General features: G+C 70.0%; 12 protein-coding genes, 1 pseudogene and 1 riboswitch. Of the genes and pseudogenes, 9 read left to right on the top strand and 4 right to left on the bottom strand.

Annotation, left to right across the window (positions count from 1 at the left end):
• The first annotated feature begins 166 nt into the window (after positions 1 to 166).
• Complete coding sequence (locus ACOBQB_RS23725; protein ID WP_423594148.1) at positions 167 to 1,537, top strand: FAD-binding oxidoreductase; 1,371 nt, start codon at positions 167 to 169, stop codon at positions 1,535 to 1,537.
• Between the two features lie 58 nt (positions 1,538 to 1,595).
• Here ACOBQB_RS23725 and ACOBQB_RS23720 read toward each other — a convergent pair whose 3' ends face one another.
• The gene (locus ACOBQB_RS23720) at positions 1,596 to 2,081 is read right to left on the bottom strand and encodes an SsgA family sporulation/cell division regulator (RefSeq protein WP_423594147.1); all 486 of its coding nucleotides are present in this window, start codon (positions 2,079 to 2,081) and stop codon (positions 1,596 to 1,598) included.
• A 266-nt stretch (positions 2,082 to 2,347) separates the two neighbouring features.
• Between ACOBQB_RS23720 and ACOBQB_RS23715 the strand changes: the two genes are divergently transcribed.
• Together ACOBQB_RS23715 and ACOBQB_RS23710 are read left to right on the top strand one after the other, a co-directional pair.
• Complete coding sequence (locus ACOBQB_RS23715; protein WP_423594146.1) at positions 2,348 to 3,841, top strand: RDD family protein; 1,494 nt, start codon at positions 2,348 to 2,350, stop codon at positions 3,839 to 3,841.
• A gap of 129 nt (positions 3,842 to 3,970) precedes the next feature.
• Positions 3,971 to 4,740 (top strand): annotated as a pseudogene (locus ACOBQB_RS23710) (RDD family protein).
• Positions 4,741 to 4,786: 46 nt separating this feature from the next.
• Here ACOBQB_RS23710 and ACOBQB_RS23705 read toward each other — a convergent pair.
• Positions 4,787 to 5,077 (bottom strand): hypothetical protein, encoded by a 291-nt coding sequence (locus ACOBQB_RS23705; protein WP_423594145.1) that lies wholly within the window; start codon positions 5,075 to 5,077, stop codon positions 4,787 to 4,789.
• Positions 5,078 to 5,524: 447 nt separating this feature from the next.
• On the opposite strand from ACOBQB_RS23705, the gene ACOBQB_RS23700 reads away from it, so the two are divergent.
• Both ACOBQB_RS23700 and ACOBQB_RS23695 read left to right on the top strand, forming a co-directional pair.
• Positions 5,525 to 7,945, top strand: a complete 2,421-nt coding sequence (locus ACOBQB_RS23700) for an immune inhibitor A domain-containing protein (protein ID WP_423594144.1) — start codon at positions 5,525 to 5,527, stop codon at positions 7,943 to 7,945.
• Between the two features lie 111 nt (positions 7,946 to 8,056).
• Positions 8,057 to 8,356, top strand: coding sequence for a hypothetical protein (locus ACOBQB_RS23695; RefSeq protein ID WP_423594143.1), 300 nt, complete (start codon positions 8,057 to 8,059; stop codon positions 8,354 to 8,356).
• 73 nt (positions 8,357 to 8,429) lie between these two features.
• Here ACOBQB_RS23695 and ACOBQB_RS23690 read toward each other — a convergent pair whose 3' ends face one another.
• Positions 8,430 to 9,014: an isochorismatase family protein gene (locus ACOBQB_RS23690; protein ID WP_423594142.1), complete on the bottom strand. Its 585-nt coding sequence runs from the start codon at positions 9,012 to 9,014 to the stop codon at positions 8,430 to 8,432.
• Positions 9,015 to 9,132: 118 nt separating this feature from the next.
• A complete protein-coding gene (locus tag ACOBQB_RS23685) occupies positions 9,133 to 10,461 on the bottom strand; it encodes a nicotinate phosphoribosyltransferase (protein ID WP_423594141.1) in 1,329 nt (442 codons plus the stop codon).
• A gap of 122 nt (positions 10,462 to 10,583) precedes the next feature.
• Here ACOBQB_RS23685 and clpS point away from each other — a divergent pair, with 122 nt between their 5' ends.
• The 4 genes from clpS to ACOBQB_RS23665 all read left to right on the top strand — a co-directional run bounded on the left by clpS (position 10,584) and on the right by ACOBQB_RS23665 (position 13,917).
• Positions 10,584 to 10,907 (top strand): ATP-dependent Clp protease adapter ClpS, encoded by a 324-nt coding sequence (gene clpS / locus ACOBQB_RS23680; protein ID WP_423598706.1) that lies wholly within the window; start codon positions 10,584 to 10,586, stop codon positions 10,905 to 10,907.
• Between the two features lie 28 nt (positions 10,908 to 10,935).
• Positions 10,936 to 11,541 carry a DUF2017 domain-containing protein gene (locus ACOBQB_RS23675; protein WP_423594140.1) on the top strand — a complete coding sequence of 202 codons (606 nt, stop codon included), beginning with the start codon at positions 10,936 to 10,938 and terminating at the stop codon, positions 11,539 to 11,541.
• Between the two features lie 372 nt (positions 11,542 to 11,913).
• Positions 11,914 to 13,407, top strand: a complete 1,494-nt coding sequence (locus ACOBQB_RS23670) for an amino acid permease (RefSeq protein ID WP_423594139.1) — start codon at positions 11,914 to 11,916, stop codon at positions 13,405 to 13,407.
• An 87-nt stretch (positions 13,408 to 13,494) separates the two neighbouring features.
• The gene (locus ACOBQB_RS23665; protein WP_423594138.1) at positions 13,495 to 13,917 is read left to right on the top strand and encodes a Mov34/MPN/PAD-1 family protein; all 423 of its coding nucleotides are present in this window, start codon (positions 13,495 to 13,497) and stop codon (positions 13,915 to 13,917) included.
• Positions 13,918 to 13,919: 2 nt separating this feature from the next.
• Positions 13,920 to 14,039: riboswitch (cobalamin riboswitch) on the top strand.
• Positions 14,040 to 14,047: the final 8 nt, after the last annotated feature.

The following is a 14,047-nucleotide window of genomic DNA, read 5'->3' as shown; positions in this document are numbered from 1 at the left end:
TTCCGGGAGGACCCGTAAGGCTTCCGCGGGGACCTGTAGGGCTTCAGAGGGGACCCGTAACGCTTCATGACGCTCACTGTGCGTCAATACGAAGAGCACATCCCGGCACGGGGAAGGGCGTCGCACACGGGTTCACACCGATGGCCCCGGGTGCGACGCTGTGATCATGAGCCGCACCCTCATCGAACTCCTCCAGGAGGGCCTGCCCGCCGAGGCGGTCCTCACGGACCCGGACGTCACGTCCGCGTACTCCCACGACATGGCGAGCTTCTGTGACGCCGGTGTCCCCGCCGTCGTCGTCCTGCCCCGCACCGTCGAGCAGGTCCAGCACGTCATGCGCACGGCCACCGAGCTGCGCGTCCCGGTGGTGCCGCAGGGCGCCCGCACCGGCCTGTCCGGCGCCGCCAACGCCAGCGACGGCTGCGTCGTGCTGTCCCTCGTCAAGATGGACCGCATCCTGGAGATCAGCCCCGTCGACCGGATCGCCGTCGTCGAGCCGGGCGTCGTCAACGCCGCGCTCTCCCGCGCGGTGGGCGAACACGGCCTGTACTACCCGCCGGACCCCTCCAGTTGGGAGATGTGCACCATCGGCGGGAACATCGGCACGGCCTCCGGCGGCCTGTGCTGCGTGAAGTACGGCGTCACCGCGGAGTACGTCCTCGGGCTCGACGTCGTCCTCGCCGACGGGCGGCTCATGAGCACCGGCCGCCGCACCGCCAAGGGCGTCGCCGGGTACGACCTCACGCGGTTGTTCGTCGGCTCCGAGGGCAGCCTCGGCATCGTGGTCCGCGCCGTCCTCGCGCTGAGGCCGAAGCCGCCGCAACAGCTGGTGCTCGCCGCGGAGTTCGCCTCGACCGAGGCCGCCTGCGACGCCGTATGCGAGATCATGGAGGGCGGTCACGTCCCGTCGCTGCTCGAACTGATGGACCGTACGACCGTCAAGGCCGTCAACGCGCTGGCGAACATGGGGCTGCCCGAGGCCACCGAGGCCCTCCTGCTCGCCGCCTTCGACACCCCGCACCCCGCGGCCGATCTCGCCGCCGTCGGCGCGCTCTGCGAGGCCGCGGGCGCCACCCAGGTCGTCCCGGCCGAGGACGCCGCCGAGTCGGAACTCCTGCTCCAGGCGCGGCGGTTGTCCCTCACCGCGCTCGAAGCCGTCAAGGGCACCACGATGATCGACGACGTGTGCGTGCCGCGCTCCAAACTGGCGGAGATGCTCGACGGCGTCGAGCGCGTCGGCGAGAAGTACGGCCTGACCATCGGCGTCTGCGCCCACGCGGGCGACGGCAACACGCACCCCACCGTCTGCTTCGACGCGGCGGACGCCGACGAGGCCCGGCGCGCCCGCGAGTCCTTCGACGAGATCATGGCCCTCGGTCTGCAACTCGGCGGCACCATCACCGGCGAGCACGGCGTCGGCGTCCTCAAGAAGGAGTGGCTGGCCCGCGAGATCGGCCCGGTGGGCGTGGAGATGCAGCGGGCCGTCAAGGCCGCCTTCGACCCGCACCACCTCCTCAACCCGGGCAAGCTGTTCTGAGGACCGGGCACGCTGTTCCGAGGACCGGACAGGCAGGCTCTCGGACCGCGCGAGCCGGTCACTCGCCGTCGTTCGACTCGTCCGAGGGCCACGGGTCGCGCAGCCACAGCTCGTCCGCGCGGCCACGGCCGAAGGTGGGTGCGAGCAGCTCGGCGAGGCCGTCGTCGATGCCGAGCTGCTCGGTCTCAGAGCCCGGAGGGACCACCCGCAGGGTCCGTTCCAGCCAGGCGGAGACGGCCGACGCCGGCGCCTCCAGGAGCGCGTCGCCGTCCGGTGAGCTCAGCGCCATCAGGACGACGCCACGGCCGTCCACCTTCGTCGGCCAGACCCGCACGTCACCGTGGCCGCACGGCCTGAACACCCCTTCCACCAGCAGCTCACGGGCGAACGTCCAGTGCACGGGGTGCTCGGAGCCGATGTGGAAGGCGATGTGGACGGCGTAGGGATCGTCGGTGCGGTAGGTGAGCCGGGCCGGGACGGCGACGGCCCGTTCCGGTGAGAGGACCAGCTTGATTTCGAGTTCGCGTTCCACCACGGAATGCATGTCGGTGCGTTTCCCTTCTCGAAGGGGCCCTGGAGCGGACCCGTACGAGTGGAGAGCGCGTGCTCGCCGGAGCATTACGCGGGTTCGGGAAATTTTCTCCGGGCGGCTTCGAAGAGGGGCACCGGCGGGGGCGTGGAGCTCGCGGGGGAAGTGTGGGGAGCGTGCCCGGATCGTGGTCCGTGGCGACGGACCCGCCCGGTGGGACACGGAGGTCTGATAGATGTGGAGCCCTCAAAAGACCCCCGAGCAGATACGGGACGACGGACATGAGCGCCCCAACTCCGGCCCCAGGCGACGACAGGCCCCGCGAAGGCTACTACCCCGACCCGTCCATTCCCGGATATGTCCGGTACTGGAACGGCGCCGCCTGGGTGCCCGGTACGAGCCGTCCCGCGCCGTCCGACGGCGAACCCCTCCCGCCACCGCCCGGCACGGGCGCGAACGCCGCCGTGGCGCTTCCGGTGGAGGAGACCGGCCCGCACTTCTTCGACGAGGAACCGGCGGCGGTCGGCCAGGACCAGCACGGCGCCCGCCCCGAGCCCGCCTCCGCCTGGGCCGCCGACGCCGCCCGGCAGTCCGGCCTCGGCGGCGAGCAGGAGCGCCGTATCTCGTGGGGCGCCCCGGGCCAGGCCGACCCGCGCGTGCCGAGCGAGGCCGCGCCGCGCGCCGAGACCCCGGGGGCCGCGCCCGAGCCGCCCGAGGACGAGAGCAACCCCGGCACGGTCATGATCCGCGCCGTCAAGCCGGGCGCGGCCAAGCCGACCGCCGGTGAGGGAACAGTGACGTTCCGCCGCCCGACGGGCCCGGTGCGGCCCGCCGACGGGGCGGCCGCGGGCGCCGGGAGCGACGGCACCATGGCCATCCGCGCCGTGCGTCCCACGTCGGGGCAGGCGGGCGCCCAGGCCGCCATGCCGCAGGCGCCCGGCCCCACCGCCCCCACCACTCCCGCCCAGGCCTCCGTACCGCAGCAAGCGCCCTCCCCGGCCCCCGCCCCCGCCCCCGCCGTCCCGGCTCATGCCCAGCCCCCGGCGGCCCAGCCCCAGCCCCAACTCAACCCGCAGCCGCAACCGGCCGCCCCGCAGCCCACCGTGCCGCAGCAAGGCGGTGCGTCGGCGCCCGTCACCGCGGGACCCGGCGGCGGTTCGGCCTCCTGGGCCCAGCAGGTGCACCAGCTGGCGGGCGCCGCCCCGGTCCCGCGGCAGGGGGACGGGCAACCGGTCGTGCCGTGGAAGCCGGTGGCCGAGGACCCGTTCCTCGCCGCCGCGCGCGCCCAGGCCTCGGCCCGGCCCGCCGGACTCGGCAGGCGCCTCGTGGCGCGGCTCGTCGACAGCGTCGTCCTCGCGGCGGTCACCGGGGCCGCGGCCCTGCCGCTCGGCGCCGAGGCCGCCGACCACGTCGACAGCAAGATCGACGCGGCGAAGCTGTCGGGGGAGAAGACCACGGTCTGGCTGCTCGACGGCACCACCGCGGGCTACCTCGGCATCATCCTCGCCGTCCTGCTGCTCTTCGGCGTCGTGTACGAGGCGCTGCCCACCGCCAAGTGGGGCCGCACGCTGGGCAAGAAGGTGTGCGGCATCCAGGTGCGCGACATCGAGGAGCATGAGCCGCCCACGTTCGGAGCGGCCCTGCGGCGCTGGCTGGTCTACAGCGTGCCGGGCCTGCTGGTGATCGGCCTCGTCGGCGTGGTGTGGTGCCTCTTCGACAAGCCGTGGCGGCAGTGCTGGCACGACAAGGCGGCGAACACCTTCGTCGCCGGGTGAGCCGCCGGGCAAGCCGCCGGGCAAGCCGCCGGGCAAGTCGCGGGATGAGCGGACGTCCGTACGCCGTCGGGTAACCCGGTCAGCCGCTCGCCGGATGCGGAGCGGGGGCCGTCGCGGTCGACTCGGGCCATGAGCACCGAACCGCCGCAGAATCCGCCGCCGGACGACGACCCGTTCAAGAAGCAGCCGCCCGGCGGGCCGCCCCCGGGTCCGGTGGCGGCTCGCCGTACGACACCCCGCCGCCGGGCGGTGGCGCCCCGTACGGGAACACACCCCCGGGTTCCGGCGGCGGCACGCCCTACGGAGTCCCGCCCCCGCCTTCGGAGGGCGACCCCTACGGCGCCAGCGGCAACCCTTACGGCGGAGGCGGTGGCGGCCCTTACGGCGGGGGCGGCGGCGACCCCTACGGCGGTGGCGGCCCGGGCGGCTACGGCGGGCAGGATCCGCCGGCCGGCATGCCCCCGCTGGCCGACAGCGGCAAGCGCGTCCTCGCCCGCATCATCGACATGATCCTCGTGGGCGTCGTCGTATGGCTGCTGTCCTGGCTGTTCAACACATCCGAGTACGACGTCGACCCGGACAAGGTGAACACCGGCAGGTCGTTCGGCCAGTCCCTGCTGGCCGCCGTGCTCTACATGGCGTACGACACCGTCATGATCTCCAGGACGGGGCAGACGCTCGGCAAGAAGCTGCTGGGGATGCGCGTCGCGAACCTCGACGACGGCGCCACGCCGAGCATGCAGACCGCGCTCGCCCGCGCGGCCGTCCTCTGGCTGCCGTTCGCCTTCTGCTGCGCCTGCATCTGGACGGCGATCTGCGGCGGCTGGAGTTTCTTCGACAAGCCCTACCGACAGGGGCTGCACGACAAGGCCGCCAAGACGGTGGTGGTCAGCGTCTAGAGCGAAAGGCTTGGTGCGGCGGCACCACGACCGGCGGGCCCGTGCTTCACGGGCCCGCCGGTTCGCGTACGGACGCGCGTGCGGATTCGCGTACGGAGTCGGCGAGCACGGCGCGCTGGGCAGGGATCCGCTCCGGGGCGGGGGTCACGGTGGGCGCCTCCTCCGGTTCCGGCGCCGGTACCGTCATCGCGACGAGTAAGCCGAGGCCGAGCGCGGCCACGGCGATCACCGCGACACCGATCCCCGAGGCGGTCCGGGAGAGCAGCAGCATGGCGAGGGTGGAGAAGACGACGGTCACCGAACCGTAGGAGATCTGTGCGGTGGTCGGACGTGGCATGGGACGAGGCATGACGTGATCCGTCCTCGGCAGTGAGATGGCTGTATACGAATCAAAGGACGCTCGGCCGCGGCGACTTGCGATGTGCCGCCTCGCGCGGTGACGCACCGTCGATTCACTCTATGACGCTGCATGCCCGACGGGAACGGTCGGTAAGCGTGACCTAACCCACGGTGCCGCAGCACAGGGGGCGCACGGGTTCATGGCGTCCATCAAGTGGACGGAGTGGCGCGCCCGTTGGCCGGCTCCGTGGAGGAGTGCCCCGTGTCCGGATAACGGATCCGGTGGTCGCATAGTGCACTTGGCCTGTGCAAGTCAAGGACTGTCTTTTCTCCCGTACTTCCGGTCGAATGTCGTCACTTGTGACGCGTACATCGCGCGCGGACCTCCTCCGACCGGGATCTCGGTCCGCCATTCGCGCGGGCGCGTGGGGAGGACATTCATCAAGTGACAGCCAGAACACGCACGTTCAGAGCCACGGCCGTGGCCGTCGCGGTGGCCGCGGCCGCCGCGACGTACTCGGCGACGACGGCCACGGCCGCCCCCGGGGACGGAGCCCCGGCCGCGGCGCCCGCCGTCGACCGGCAGGACCCGTCGCGCCCCAAGGCGCACGTCGACCACGACCTCGACGGACCGTTCAGCAAGCAGCAGGCGCAGCAGCGCAAGGCGGCCCTCCAGCAGGTCGTCGCGGGCGACGCCAAGGTGCACAAGCGCGGTGCCTCCAAGGTCGTCAAACTCGACGACAAGAAGTACGTCGAGCTGGGCCGCGAGAAGACCGACAAGGTCTTCACGATCCTGGTGGAGTTCGGGAACAAGGTCGACGACACGACCATGTACGACCCGGACGGCCCCGAGGGCCCGCAGCAGCCGGTCAAGAAGTACGGCGGCAAGCCCGGCCCGCTGCACAACAAGATAGCCAAGCCCGACCGGGCGAAGGACAACAGCACGGCCTGGCAGGCGGATTACAACCGCAAGCACTTCGAGGACTTGTACTTCGGAGAGGGCAAGGACAGCAAGGGCAAGACCAAGCACTCGCTGAAGACCTACTACGAGAAGACCTCCTCCGGCCGCTACTCGGTCGACGGCGCGGTCTCCGACTGGGTCAAGGTCGACTACAACGAGGCGCGTTACGGCTCGAACTACTGCGGCGACACCAACTGCGCCAACGTCTGGGACGCGGTCAAGGACGGCGTGACGGCCTGGGTCAAGGACCAGAAGGCCCAGGGCCGCACCGACGCGCAGATCAAGGCGGACCTGGCCGAGTACGACCTCTGGGACCGCTACGACTTCGACAACGACGGCGACTTCAACGAGCCCGACGGCTACATCGACCACTTCCAGATCGTCCACGCGGGCGAGGACGAGTCGGCCGGTGGCGGCGCCGAGGGCGAGAACGCCCTGTGGGCGCACCGCTGGTACGCGTACGGCAACGACGCGGGCCGGACCGGCCCCGGCCACAACAAGGCCGGCGGCACGCAGATCGGCGACTCGGGCATCTGGGTCGGCGACTACACGATGCAGCCGGAGAACGGCGGCCTCGGCGTCTTCGCCCACGAGTACGGCCACGACCTCGGCCTGCCGGACCTGTACGACACCACGGGCAAGGGCGAGAACTCGGTCGGCTTCTGGTCGCTGATGTCGGCCGGTTCCTGGCTCGGCACCGGCAAGGACGCGATCGGCGACCTGCCGGGCGACATGACCGCCTGGGACAAGTTCCAGCTGGGCTGGCTCGACTACGCCAAGGCGAAGGCGGCCACCACCTCCGAGCACAAGCTGGGCGTCGCGGAGTACAACACCCGCCACCGCCAGGCGCTCCTCGTCGACCTGCCGAAGAAGGCCGTCACCACCAAGATCGTGAAGCCCGCCGAGGGCACGAAGCAGTGGTGGAGCAACCAGGGCGACGACCTCAAGAACACCCTGACGCGCTCCGTCGACCTGACCGGCAAGACCAAGGCCGAGCTGTCGCTCCAGGGCTGGTGGGACATCGAGGCCAACTACGACTACCTCTACACCGAGGTCTCCACGGACGGCGGCGCCAGCTACACGCCGGTCGACGGCACCGCCGACGGCAAGCCGATCACCCGCGACGCCGGTGACAAGCCCGCGCTGACCGGTGTCTCCGGCGCGTACAAGAAGCTGGTCTTCCCGCTCGACGCCTACGCCGGCAAGAAGATCGACCTCCGCTTCCGCTACGCGACGGACGGCGGCGCGGGCGGCAAGGGCTTCACGGCCGACGCCCTCACGATCACCGCGGACGGCGCCAAGCTCTTGGAGGACGGCGCCGAGGGCGACGACAACGGCTGGTCGTCGAAGGGCTTCTCGCGCATCGAGGAGTCGTTCACGAAGAAGTACGACCAGTACTACCTGGCCGAGAACCGCCAGTACGTCTCGTACGACAAGACCCTGAAGGTCGGCCCGTACAACTTCGGCTTCTCACAGTCCCGCCCCAGCTGGGTCGAGCACTACCCCTACCAGACCGGTCTGATGGTCTGGCAGTGGGACACCTCCCAGAAGGACAACAACACCAGCCAGCACCCCGGCCAGGGCCTGATCCTGCCGGTGGACGCGCACGCCAAGCCGCTGAAGTGGAAGGACGGCTCGCTCCTGCGCAACAAGATCCAGCCGTTCGACGCGCCCTTCAGCAAGTACGCGACGGACAAGTTCACGCTCCACAACGCGGACGTCGCATTGAAGATCAAGTCCCAGAAGGGCGTCCCGGTCTTCGACGACCGCAAGGGCACCTACTGGTACGCCTCGAACCCCACGGGCAGCGTCAAGGTCACTGACACCAACACCAAGATCAAGATCATCAAGCAGCCCAAGGACGGCTCGACGATCACGGTCCAGGTGGGTCCCTCGACGAAGTAACCAGTGTTTTCGCAGGTCAAGCCATGATCGGCCGTCGCCCTCTAGCGGGCGGCGGCCGATCGTGTTTAGGTGCGTGCTGTGTACTTCTTATTGACGGGGGAGTGACCGAGCATGTCCGCAGGAGGTTTCTGCAAGCTGCCGAACGGCAGCGTGGTGGTGGCGCTGACCCTGCCCAGTCCGGTGGAGTCGGGCGGCGCGGTCAGGATGATCGTGCATGCCGCGAACCGCGCGAGGGCGCTGACCCGGCTGCGGAACCTCGGCCTGCGGGCGGTGTACCTGCGGGGCAACGCGGAACCGCCCACCCCCGACGAGGTCACGGCGGTGCTGCACCATCCGGACGGGCTGATATGGCGGACGGCACCCAATGCCCTGGAGGAGCTCTGGCATCCGATCAGGGCGTTGCGGCGCTGAGCGGTTGAGCGGCGCCAGAAATCAGCCCCTCCGGCGATTGAGGAGCGGGGTCCGGGGCGGAGGCCCGTGCCGCTCAGACGACAGGCTTACCCGTCAGCTCAACCCCCGCCGAGCGCAACTCGGCCAACGCCCGCTCCGTGGTCGCCTCGGAGACACCCGCCGTCAGGTCCAGCAGGACAGTGGTGCGGAACCCCTCCCGAGCCGCGTCCACAGCGGTGGCGCGCACGCAGTGGTCCGTGGCGATCCCGACCACGTCCACCTCCGTGATCTCCCGCTCCCGCAGCCACTGCGCCAGGGAGACGCCGTTCTCGTCCACGCCCTCGAACCCGCTGTAGGCGGCCGAGTGGGCGCCCTTGTCGAAGACCGCGTCGATGCCGCCGGACGCGACGGCCGGGGCGAAGTTCGGGTGGAAGCCGACACCCTCGGTGCCCGCCACGCAGTGCGGCGGCCAGGAGTCGGCGTAGTCCGGGTGGTCCGAGAAGTGCGCGCCCGGGTCGACGTGGTGATCCCTGGTGGCCACCACGTGGCGGTAGCAGGCCGGGGCCTGGCCGATCAGCTCGGTGATGGCGGCGGCCACGTCCGCGCCACCGGCCACCGCGAGGCTGCCGCCCTCGCAGAAGTCGTTCTGCACGTCTACGACGATCAGTGCGCGGCGCATGGGCGGTGTCCTTTGGTGGGGTGACTACGAGCGTAGAGACTTCACGTGCGTTACGGGAGGGGGTGCCTCCCCGGACCCGGCAGGGATGTCCGGGCCCGTCAGGGATATCCGGGTCCCCTCAGAGGTATTCCGTGGGGATGACCGCCTCGCCCCGCGACAGCTGCGTCGCGGAGAGCGGCAGCCGGGCGCGGGCGGCGGCGTGCCGGTCGCGGACCGCGTCCAGCGGCTCCCGGGCGATGACCTGCCCGCCCTTGACCAGCTCGACCAGGAGCTGGGCGTCGGCCAGCTCGGCGGGCACGGGCCCGGTGCCGATGACCTCGGCCTCGGCGACACCGTCCGCGTCGGTCCGCCGCGCGGCCCACTTGCGGCCGCCGACCGAGCTCTTGGCACCCAGCGACTTCTTCGCCACCGGCTCCAGGGGCGCCTTGGGGTCCGCCGAGTGGGCGCGGGCCACCAGCTTGTAGACCATGGAGGCGGTGGGGTGCCCGGAGCCCGTGACGAGCTGCGTGCCCACGCCGTACGCGTCCACGGGTGCCGCCCGCAGCGAGGCGATGGCGTACTCGTCGAGGTCGGAGGTCACGACGATCTTCGTGTTCGTCGCGCCGAGATCGTCCAGCTGCTGGCGCACCCGGTGGGCGACGAGCAGAAGGTCACCGGAGTCGATGCGCACCGCGCCGAGCTCCGGTCCGGCGACCTCGACGGCCATGCGGACCGCCTCGGCCACGTCGTAGGTGTCCACGAGCAGGGTGGTGCCGCGGCCGAGTGAGTCGACCTGGGCGCGGAAGGCGTCGCGCTCGCTGTCGTGCAGCAGGGTGAAGGCGTGGGCGCTGGTGCCGACGGTCGGGATGCCGTAGCGGAAGCCGGCGGCCAGGTCGGAGGTGGTCGCGAAGCCGCCGACGTACGCGGCGCGGGAGGCGGCGACGGCGGCCAGCTCGTGGGTGCGGCGGGCGCCCATCTCGATCAGCGGGCGGTCGCCCGCTGCCGAGGACATGCGGGAGGCGGCGGCCGCGATGGCGGAGTCGTGGTTGAGGATGGAGAGGATCACCGTCTCCAGGAGCACGCACTGGGCGAAGGACCCCTCGACCCGCAGGATCGGCGAGCCCGGGAAGTAGACCTCGCCCTCGGGGTAGCCCCAGATGTCGCCGCTGAAGCGGTAGCGGGACAGCCAGTCCAGGGTGGGCTCGTCGACGATGCCGCGCTCGCGCAGGAAGCCGAGGACGCCGGCGTCGAAGCGGAAGTTCTCGACGGCGTCCAGGACCCGGCCGGTGCCCGCCACGACGCCGTAGCGCCGCCCCTCGGGCAGTCTGCGGGTGAAGACCTCGAAGACCGAACGGCGCTCGCCGGTACCGGCTTTCAGCGCCGCCTGGAGCATCGTCAGCTCGTACTGGTCCGTGAAGAGCGCCGTCGAGGGAACATCCACCGGCAGGCCAAGGTCCGCTGTGTTCATGGGAGGGATGCTACCCGCATCTCGTCACTCTGACGATTTCCGGGTCCGTTTGTGCGCGGGGCCCCTCGGGGTGGCAGCATGGCCTTGTGAGTACGTCCCGCCCGTCTCCCGCCGCCACCCTTCTGAGGAAGGGCTTCGCCCTCTGTGCTGTCCCGGTCGAGATCACCCGCCCGGAATCGGCCGAAGAGACGTTCGCTGTCCCCGAGCCGGACGTCCCCTGGATCACGCTCGTGCACAACGACCCGGTCAACCTCATGAGCTACGTGACGTACGTCTTCCAGTCGTACTTCGGGTACTCCAAGGAGAAGGCCACCAAGCTGATGATGGACGTGCACCAGAAGGGCCGCGCGGTCGTCTCCACCGGCAGCCGCGAGGAGATGGAGCGGGACGTCCAGGCCATGCACGGATACGGGCTGTGGGCCACCCTTCAGCAGGACCGCAAGTAGCGGCGGACCGGAAGCAGCGACGCATCTGATGCCAGGACAATTCGAAGCGATCCCCGGGGGCGGCGCCGCCGTCGCGCTCGACGAGGTCGAGATCTCGATCATCCGTTCCCTCGCCGTGCAGCTCCTGGAGCTGATCGGTCCGGGCCCGGGCGGTGAGCCCTCCGACGACCCCCTCGCGGAGCTGTTCGCCGAGGGCCCCAGCGAGCCGCCCGCCGACCCGGTGATGCAGCGCCTGCTGCCGGACGCGTACGGCGGCCCCGGAAGTGAGACCGGGGACATCGCGCAGGAGGAGGAACTGCGGACGTATTCGGCCGAGTTCCGCCGCTTCACGGAGAACGACCTGCGGGCCAAGAAGCGGGACGACGCGCTGGTCGTGATCCGTTCGCTCGACTCGATGGCGTCCTCGGGCGAGGGCGGAGCCGTCCTGAAACTGTCGGTGGAGGAGTCGCGGCACTGGCTGGGCGCCCTCAACGACCTCCGGCTCGCGATCGGCACCCGCCTGGAGGTCACCGACGAGGAGGACGCCGATCTGCTCTACCGGCTCCCCGACTCCGACCCCCGCAAGCCGATGGTGATGGCCTATCTCTGGCTGGGCGGATTGCAGGAGACGCTGGTCGGGACGTTGCTGGACTGAGCCGGACCGAAATCCGGTGCAGAGGACAGCGAAATTTGCTGTACTGGACACCTTCCGTTCACGTGACGGGTCGTTCGCTCAGCGGACGCTCAAATCCGGATAACGATCCCGTCACTTCATTGCCCGTGTTTGCGGCGTGAAGAGGCCTTTGTCCGCTTCTTCCTGTGGTGTGCGTCACAGGTGGCTGATTCCCTCACTGTTGCCGCCGTGATAAATCTTCACGACCACTCGGTGACGCCACCCATGTCACCGAGGGCGCTCGGACCGGCAGACCGCCGGTAGCACTCCATACATATCCGGGGGGATCAGGACCTGATCCGCAGCCATCAACGCGAGACGCGGGCGCGGATCAGCATGGAGAAAGGCGTCACCATGACCTCAGTGCAGGTCGAAGAGCAGCACGACGGGCACGACGGCAATGGTGCCGTGGAGGCCGCAGGCGGCCCGTCCGGCGAGGGCGAGGGCTACCAGCGCGGTCTGGGAGCCCGGCAGATCCAGATGATCGCGATCGGCGGTGCCATCGGCACCGGCCTGTTCCTCGGCGCGGGCAAGGCCATCCACAAGGCCGGACCCAGCCTCATCCTGGCGTACGCCATCGCGGGCCTCGTCATCTTCTTCATCATGCGGGCGCTCGGCGAGCTCCTCATGTACCGCCCCGTGTCGGGCTCCTTCTCGGAGTACGCGCGCGAGTTCATGGGCCCGTTCTTCGGCTTCGTGACCGGCTGGACGTACTGGCTCTTCTGGGTCGTCACCGGCATCACCGAAGTCACCGCAGCCGCCCAGTACATGCAGTACTGGACACACGGATCCGTTCCACAATGGGCGTACGCGCTCATCTTCACGGTCATCCTGTACGGCGCGAACCTCATCTCCGTGAAGCTCTTCGGTGAGCTGGAGTTCTGGTTCTCGATGGTCAAGGTCACCGCCATCATCGGCATGATCCTGATCTGCATCGGCATCCTCACCATCGGCTTCTCCGACGCCGGTGACACCGCGACCGTGGCCCACCTGTGGAACCAGGGCGGCTTCTTCCCCAACGGCATCGGCTCCACGCTGATGACGCTCCAGATCGTGATGTTCGCCTTCCTCGCCGTCGAGCTCGTCGGCGTCACCGCGGGCGAGTCCAAGGACCCGAAGACCGTCCTGCCCAAGGCCATCAACACCGTGCCGTGGCGCATCGCCGTCTTCTACGTCGGCGCGCTGATCATGATCCTGTCGGTCGTCCCGTGGACGCACTTCCAGCCCGGCGTCTCGCCGTTCGTCGCGGCCTTCGAGAAGATGGGCCTCGGCGTCGGCGCCGCGATCGTGAACTTCGTGGTCCTCACCGCCGCGCTCTCCTCCTGCAACTCCGGCATGTACTCCACCGGCCGCATGCTGCGCGACCTCGCGCTCAACGGCCAGGGCCCGAAGTTCTTCACCAAGCTCACGAAGAACGGCCTGCCGCTGGTCGGCACCACGTTCTCCGCCGCGTTCATGCTGGTCGGCGTCTGGATCAACTACCAGTGGCCGGGCGAGGCGTTCAACTACGTCGTCTCCTTCGCCACCATCTCCGGCATGTGGGCCTGGATCATGATCCTGGCCTGCCAGATCCGCTACCGCCGCAAGGCCGACCGCGGCGAGCTGCCGCAGTCCACCTTCCGGGCGCCGGGAGCCCCGTACACCAGCTGGTTCGCGCTTTTGTTCATCGGCATGGTCATCGTGATGATGGGCGTCGACAAGGACGCGCGGATCTCGCTGTACGCCGCTCCGGTCTGGGCCGCGATCCTCGGCGTCTCCTACCTGATCCTCAAGAGCCGCAACCCGCAGGCCGCCGCGTTCAACAAGCGCAAGATCGGCGCGGACAGCGCCCCCGTCACCAAGGACTGACCTCCCCGGAGAGGCCACTGTCCAGCATATGGGCCCGCACGTACCACACTTCGGTACGGCGCGGGCCCTCTGCTTATCCTGACTGCCATGCTGACCATCACCCAGGCCCTCCACGACCAGATCGTCGCGCACGCGCGCCAGGACCACCCCGACGAGGCGTGCGGCGTGGTCGCGGGCCCGGCGGGCACCGGCCGCCCCGAGCGCTTCATCCCGATGCTGAACGCCGCGCGCTCGCCCACGTTCTACGAGTTCGACTCGGGTGACCTGCTCAAGCTCTACCGCGAGATGGACGACCGCGACGAGGAGCCGGTGGTCATCTACCACTCGCACACCGCGACCGAGGCCTACCCCTCGCGCACCGACATCAGCTACGCCAACGAGCCCGGCGCCCACTACGTCCTGGTCTCCACCGCGGACACCGACGACGCGGGCCCTTTCCAGTTCCGCTCGTACCGGATCGTGGACGGCGAGGTCACCGAGGAAGAGGTCGCGGTCGTACAGGCATACTGAGCTCCACCCATGAGGCGGCAGGACCCAGGAAGCCGGTGCGAGCCCGGCACGGTCCCGCCACTGTGACCCCACCCCTTCGCGGGGGCGGGGAGTCAGGAACTGACCTGCCGTCTCGGCTCCACACAACGCA

This window comes from Streptomyces sp. G5(2025) (assembly GCF_049542075.1).
Taxonomy (GTDB): Bacteria; Actinomycetota; Actinomycetes; order Streptomycetales; family Streptomycetaceae; genus Streptomyces.
Note: the sequence above shows the minus strand (reverse complement) of the source record. Positions and strands in the feature narration are given on the sequence as shown.

Bases quoted from the DNA above. Each gene is read 5' to 3' on its own strand.
- ACOBQB_RS23715 (WP_423594146.1), top strand. From the start codon at position 2,348: ATGAGCGCCCCAACTCCGGCCCCAGGCGACGACAGGCCCCGCGAAGGC.
- ACOBQB_RS23675 (WP_423594140.1), top strand. From the start codon at position 10,936: ATGCCAGGACAATTCGAAGCGATCCCCGGGGGCGGCGCCGCCGTCGCG.
- ACOBQB_RS23690 (WP_423594142.1), bottom strand. From the start codon at position 9,014: ATGCGCCGCGCACTGATCGTCGTAGACGTGCAGAACGACTTCTGCGAG.
- ACOBQB_RS23720 (WP_423594147.1), bottom strand. From the start codon at position 2,081: ATGCATTCCGTGGTGGAACGCGAACTCGAAATCAAGCTGGTCCTCTCA.
- ACOBQB_RS23665 (WP_423594138.1), top strand. From the start codon at position 13,495: ATGCTGACCATCACCCAGGCCCTCCACGACCAGATCGTCGCGCACGCG.
- ACOBQB_RS23670 (WP_423594139.1), top strand. From the start codon at position 11,914: ATGACCTCAGTGCAGGTCGAAGAGCAGCACGACGGGCACGACGGCAAT.
- ACOBQB_RS23685 (WP_423594141.1), bottom strand. From the start codon at position 10,461: ATGAACACAGCGGACCTTGGCCTGCCGGTGGATGTTCCCTCGACGGCG.
- ACOBQB_RS23705 (WP_423594145.1), bottom strand. From the start codon at position 5,077: ATGCCACGTCCGACCACCGCACAGATCTCCTACGGTTCGGTGACCGTC.
- ACOBQB_RS23695 (WP_423594143.1), top strand. From the start codon at position 8,057: ATGTCCGCAGGAGGTTTCTGCAAGCTGCCGAACGGCAGCGTGGTGGTG.
- ACOBQB_RS23725 (WP_423594148.1), top strand. From the start codon at position 167: ATGAGCCGCACCCTCATCGAACTCCTCCAGGAGGGCCTGCCCGCCGAG.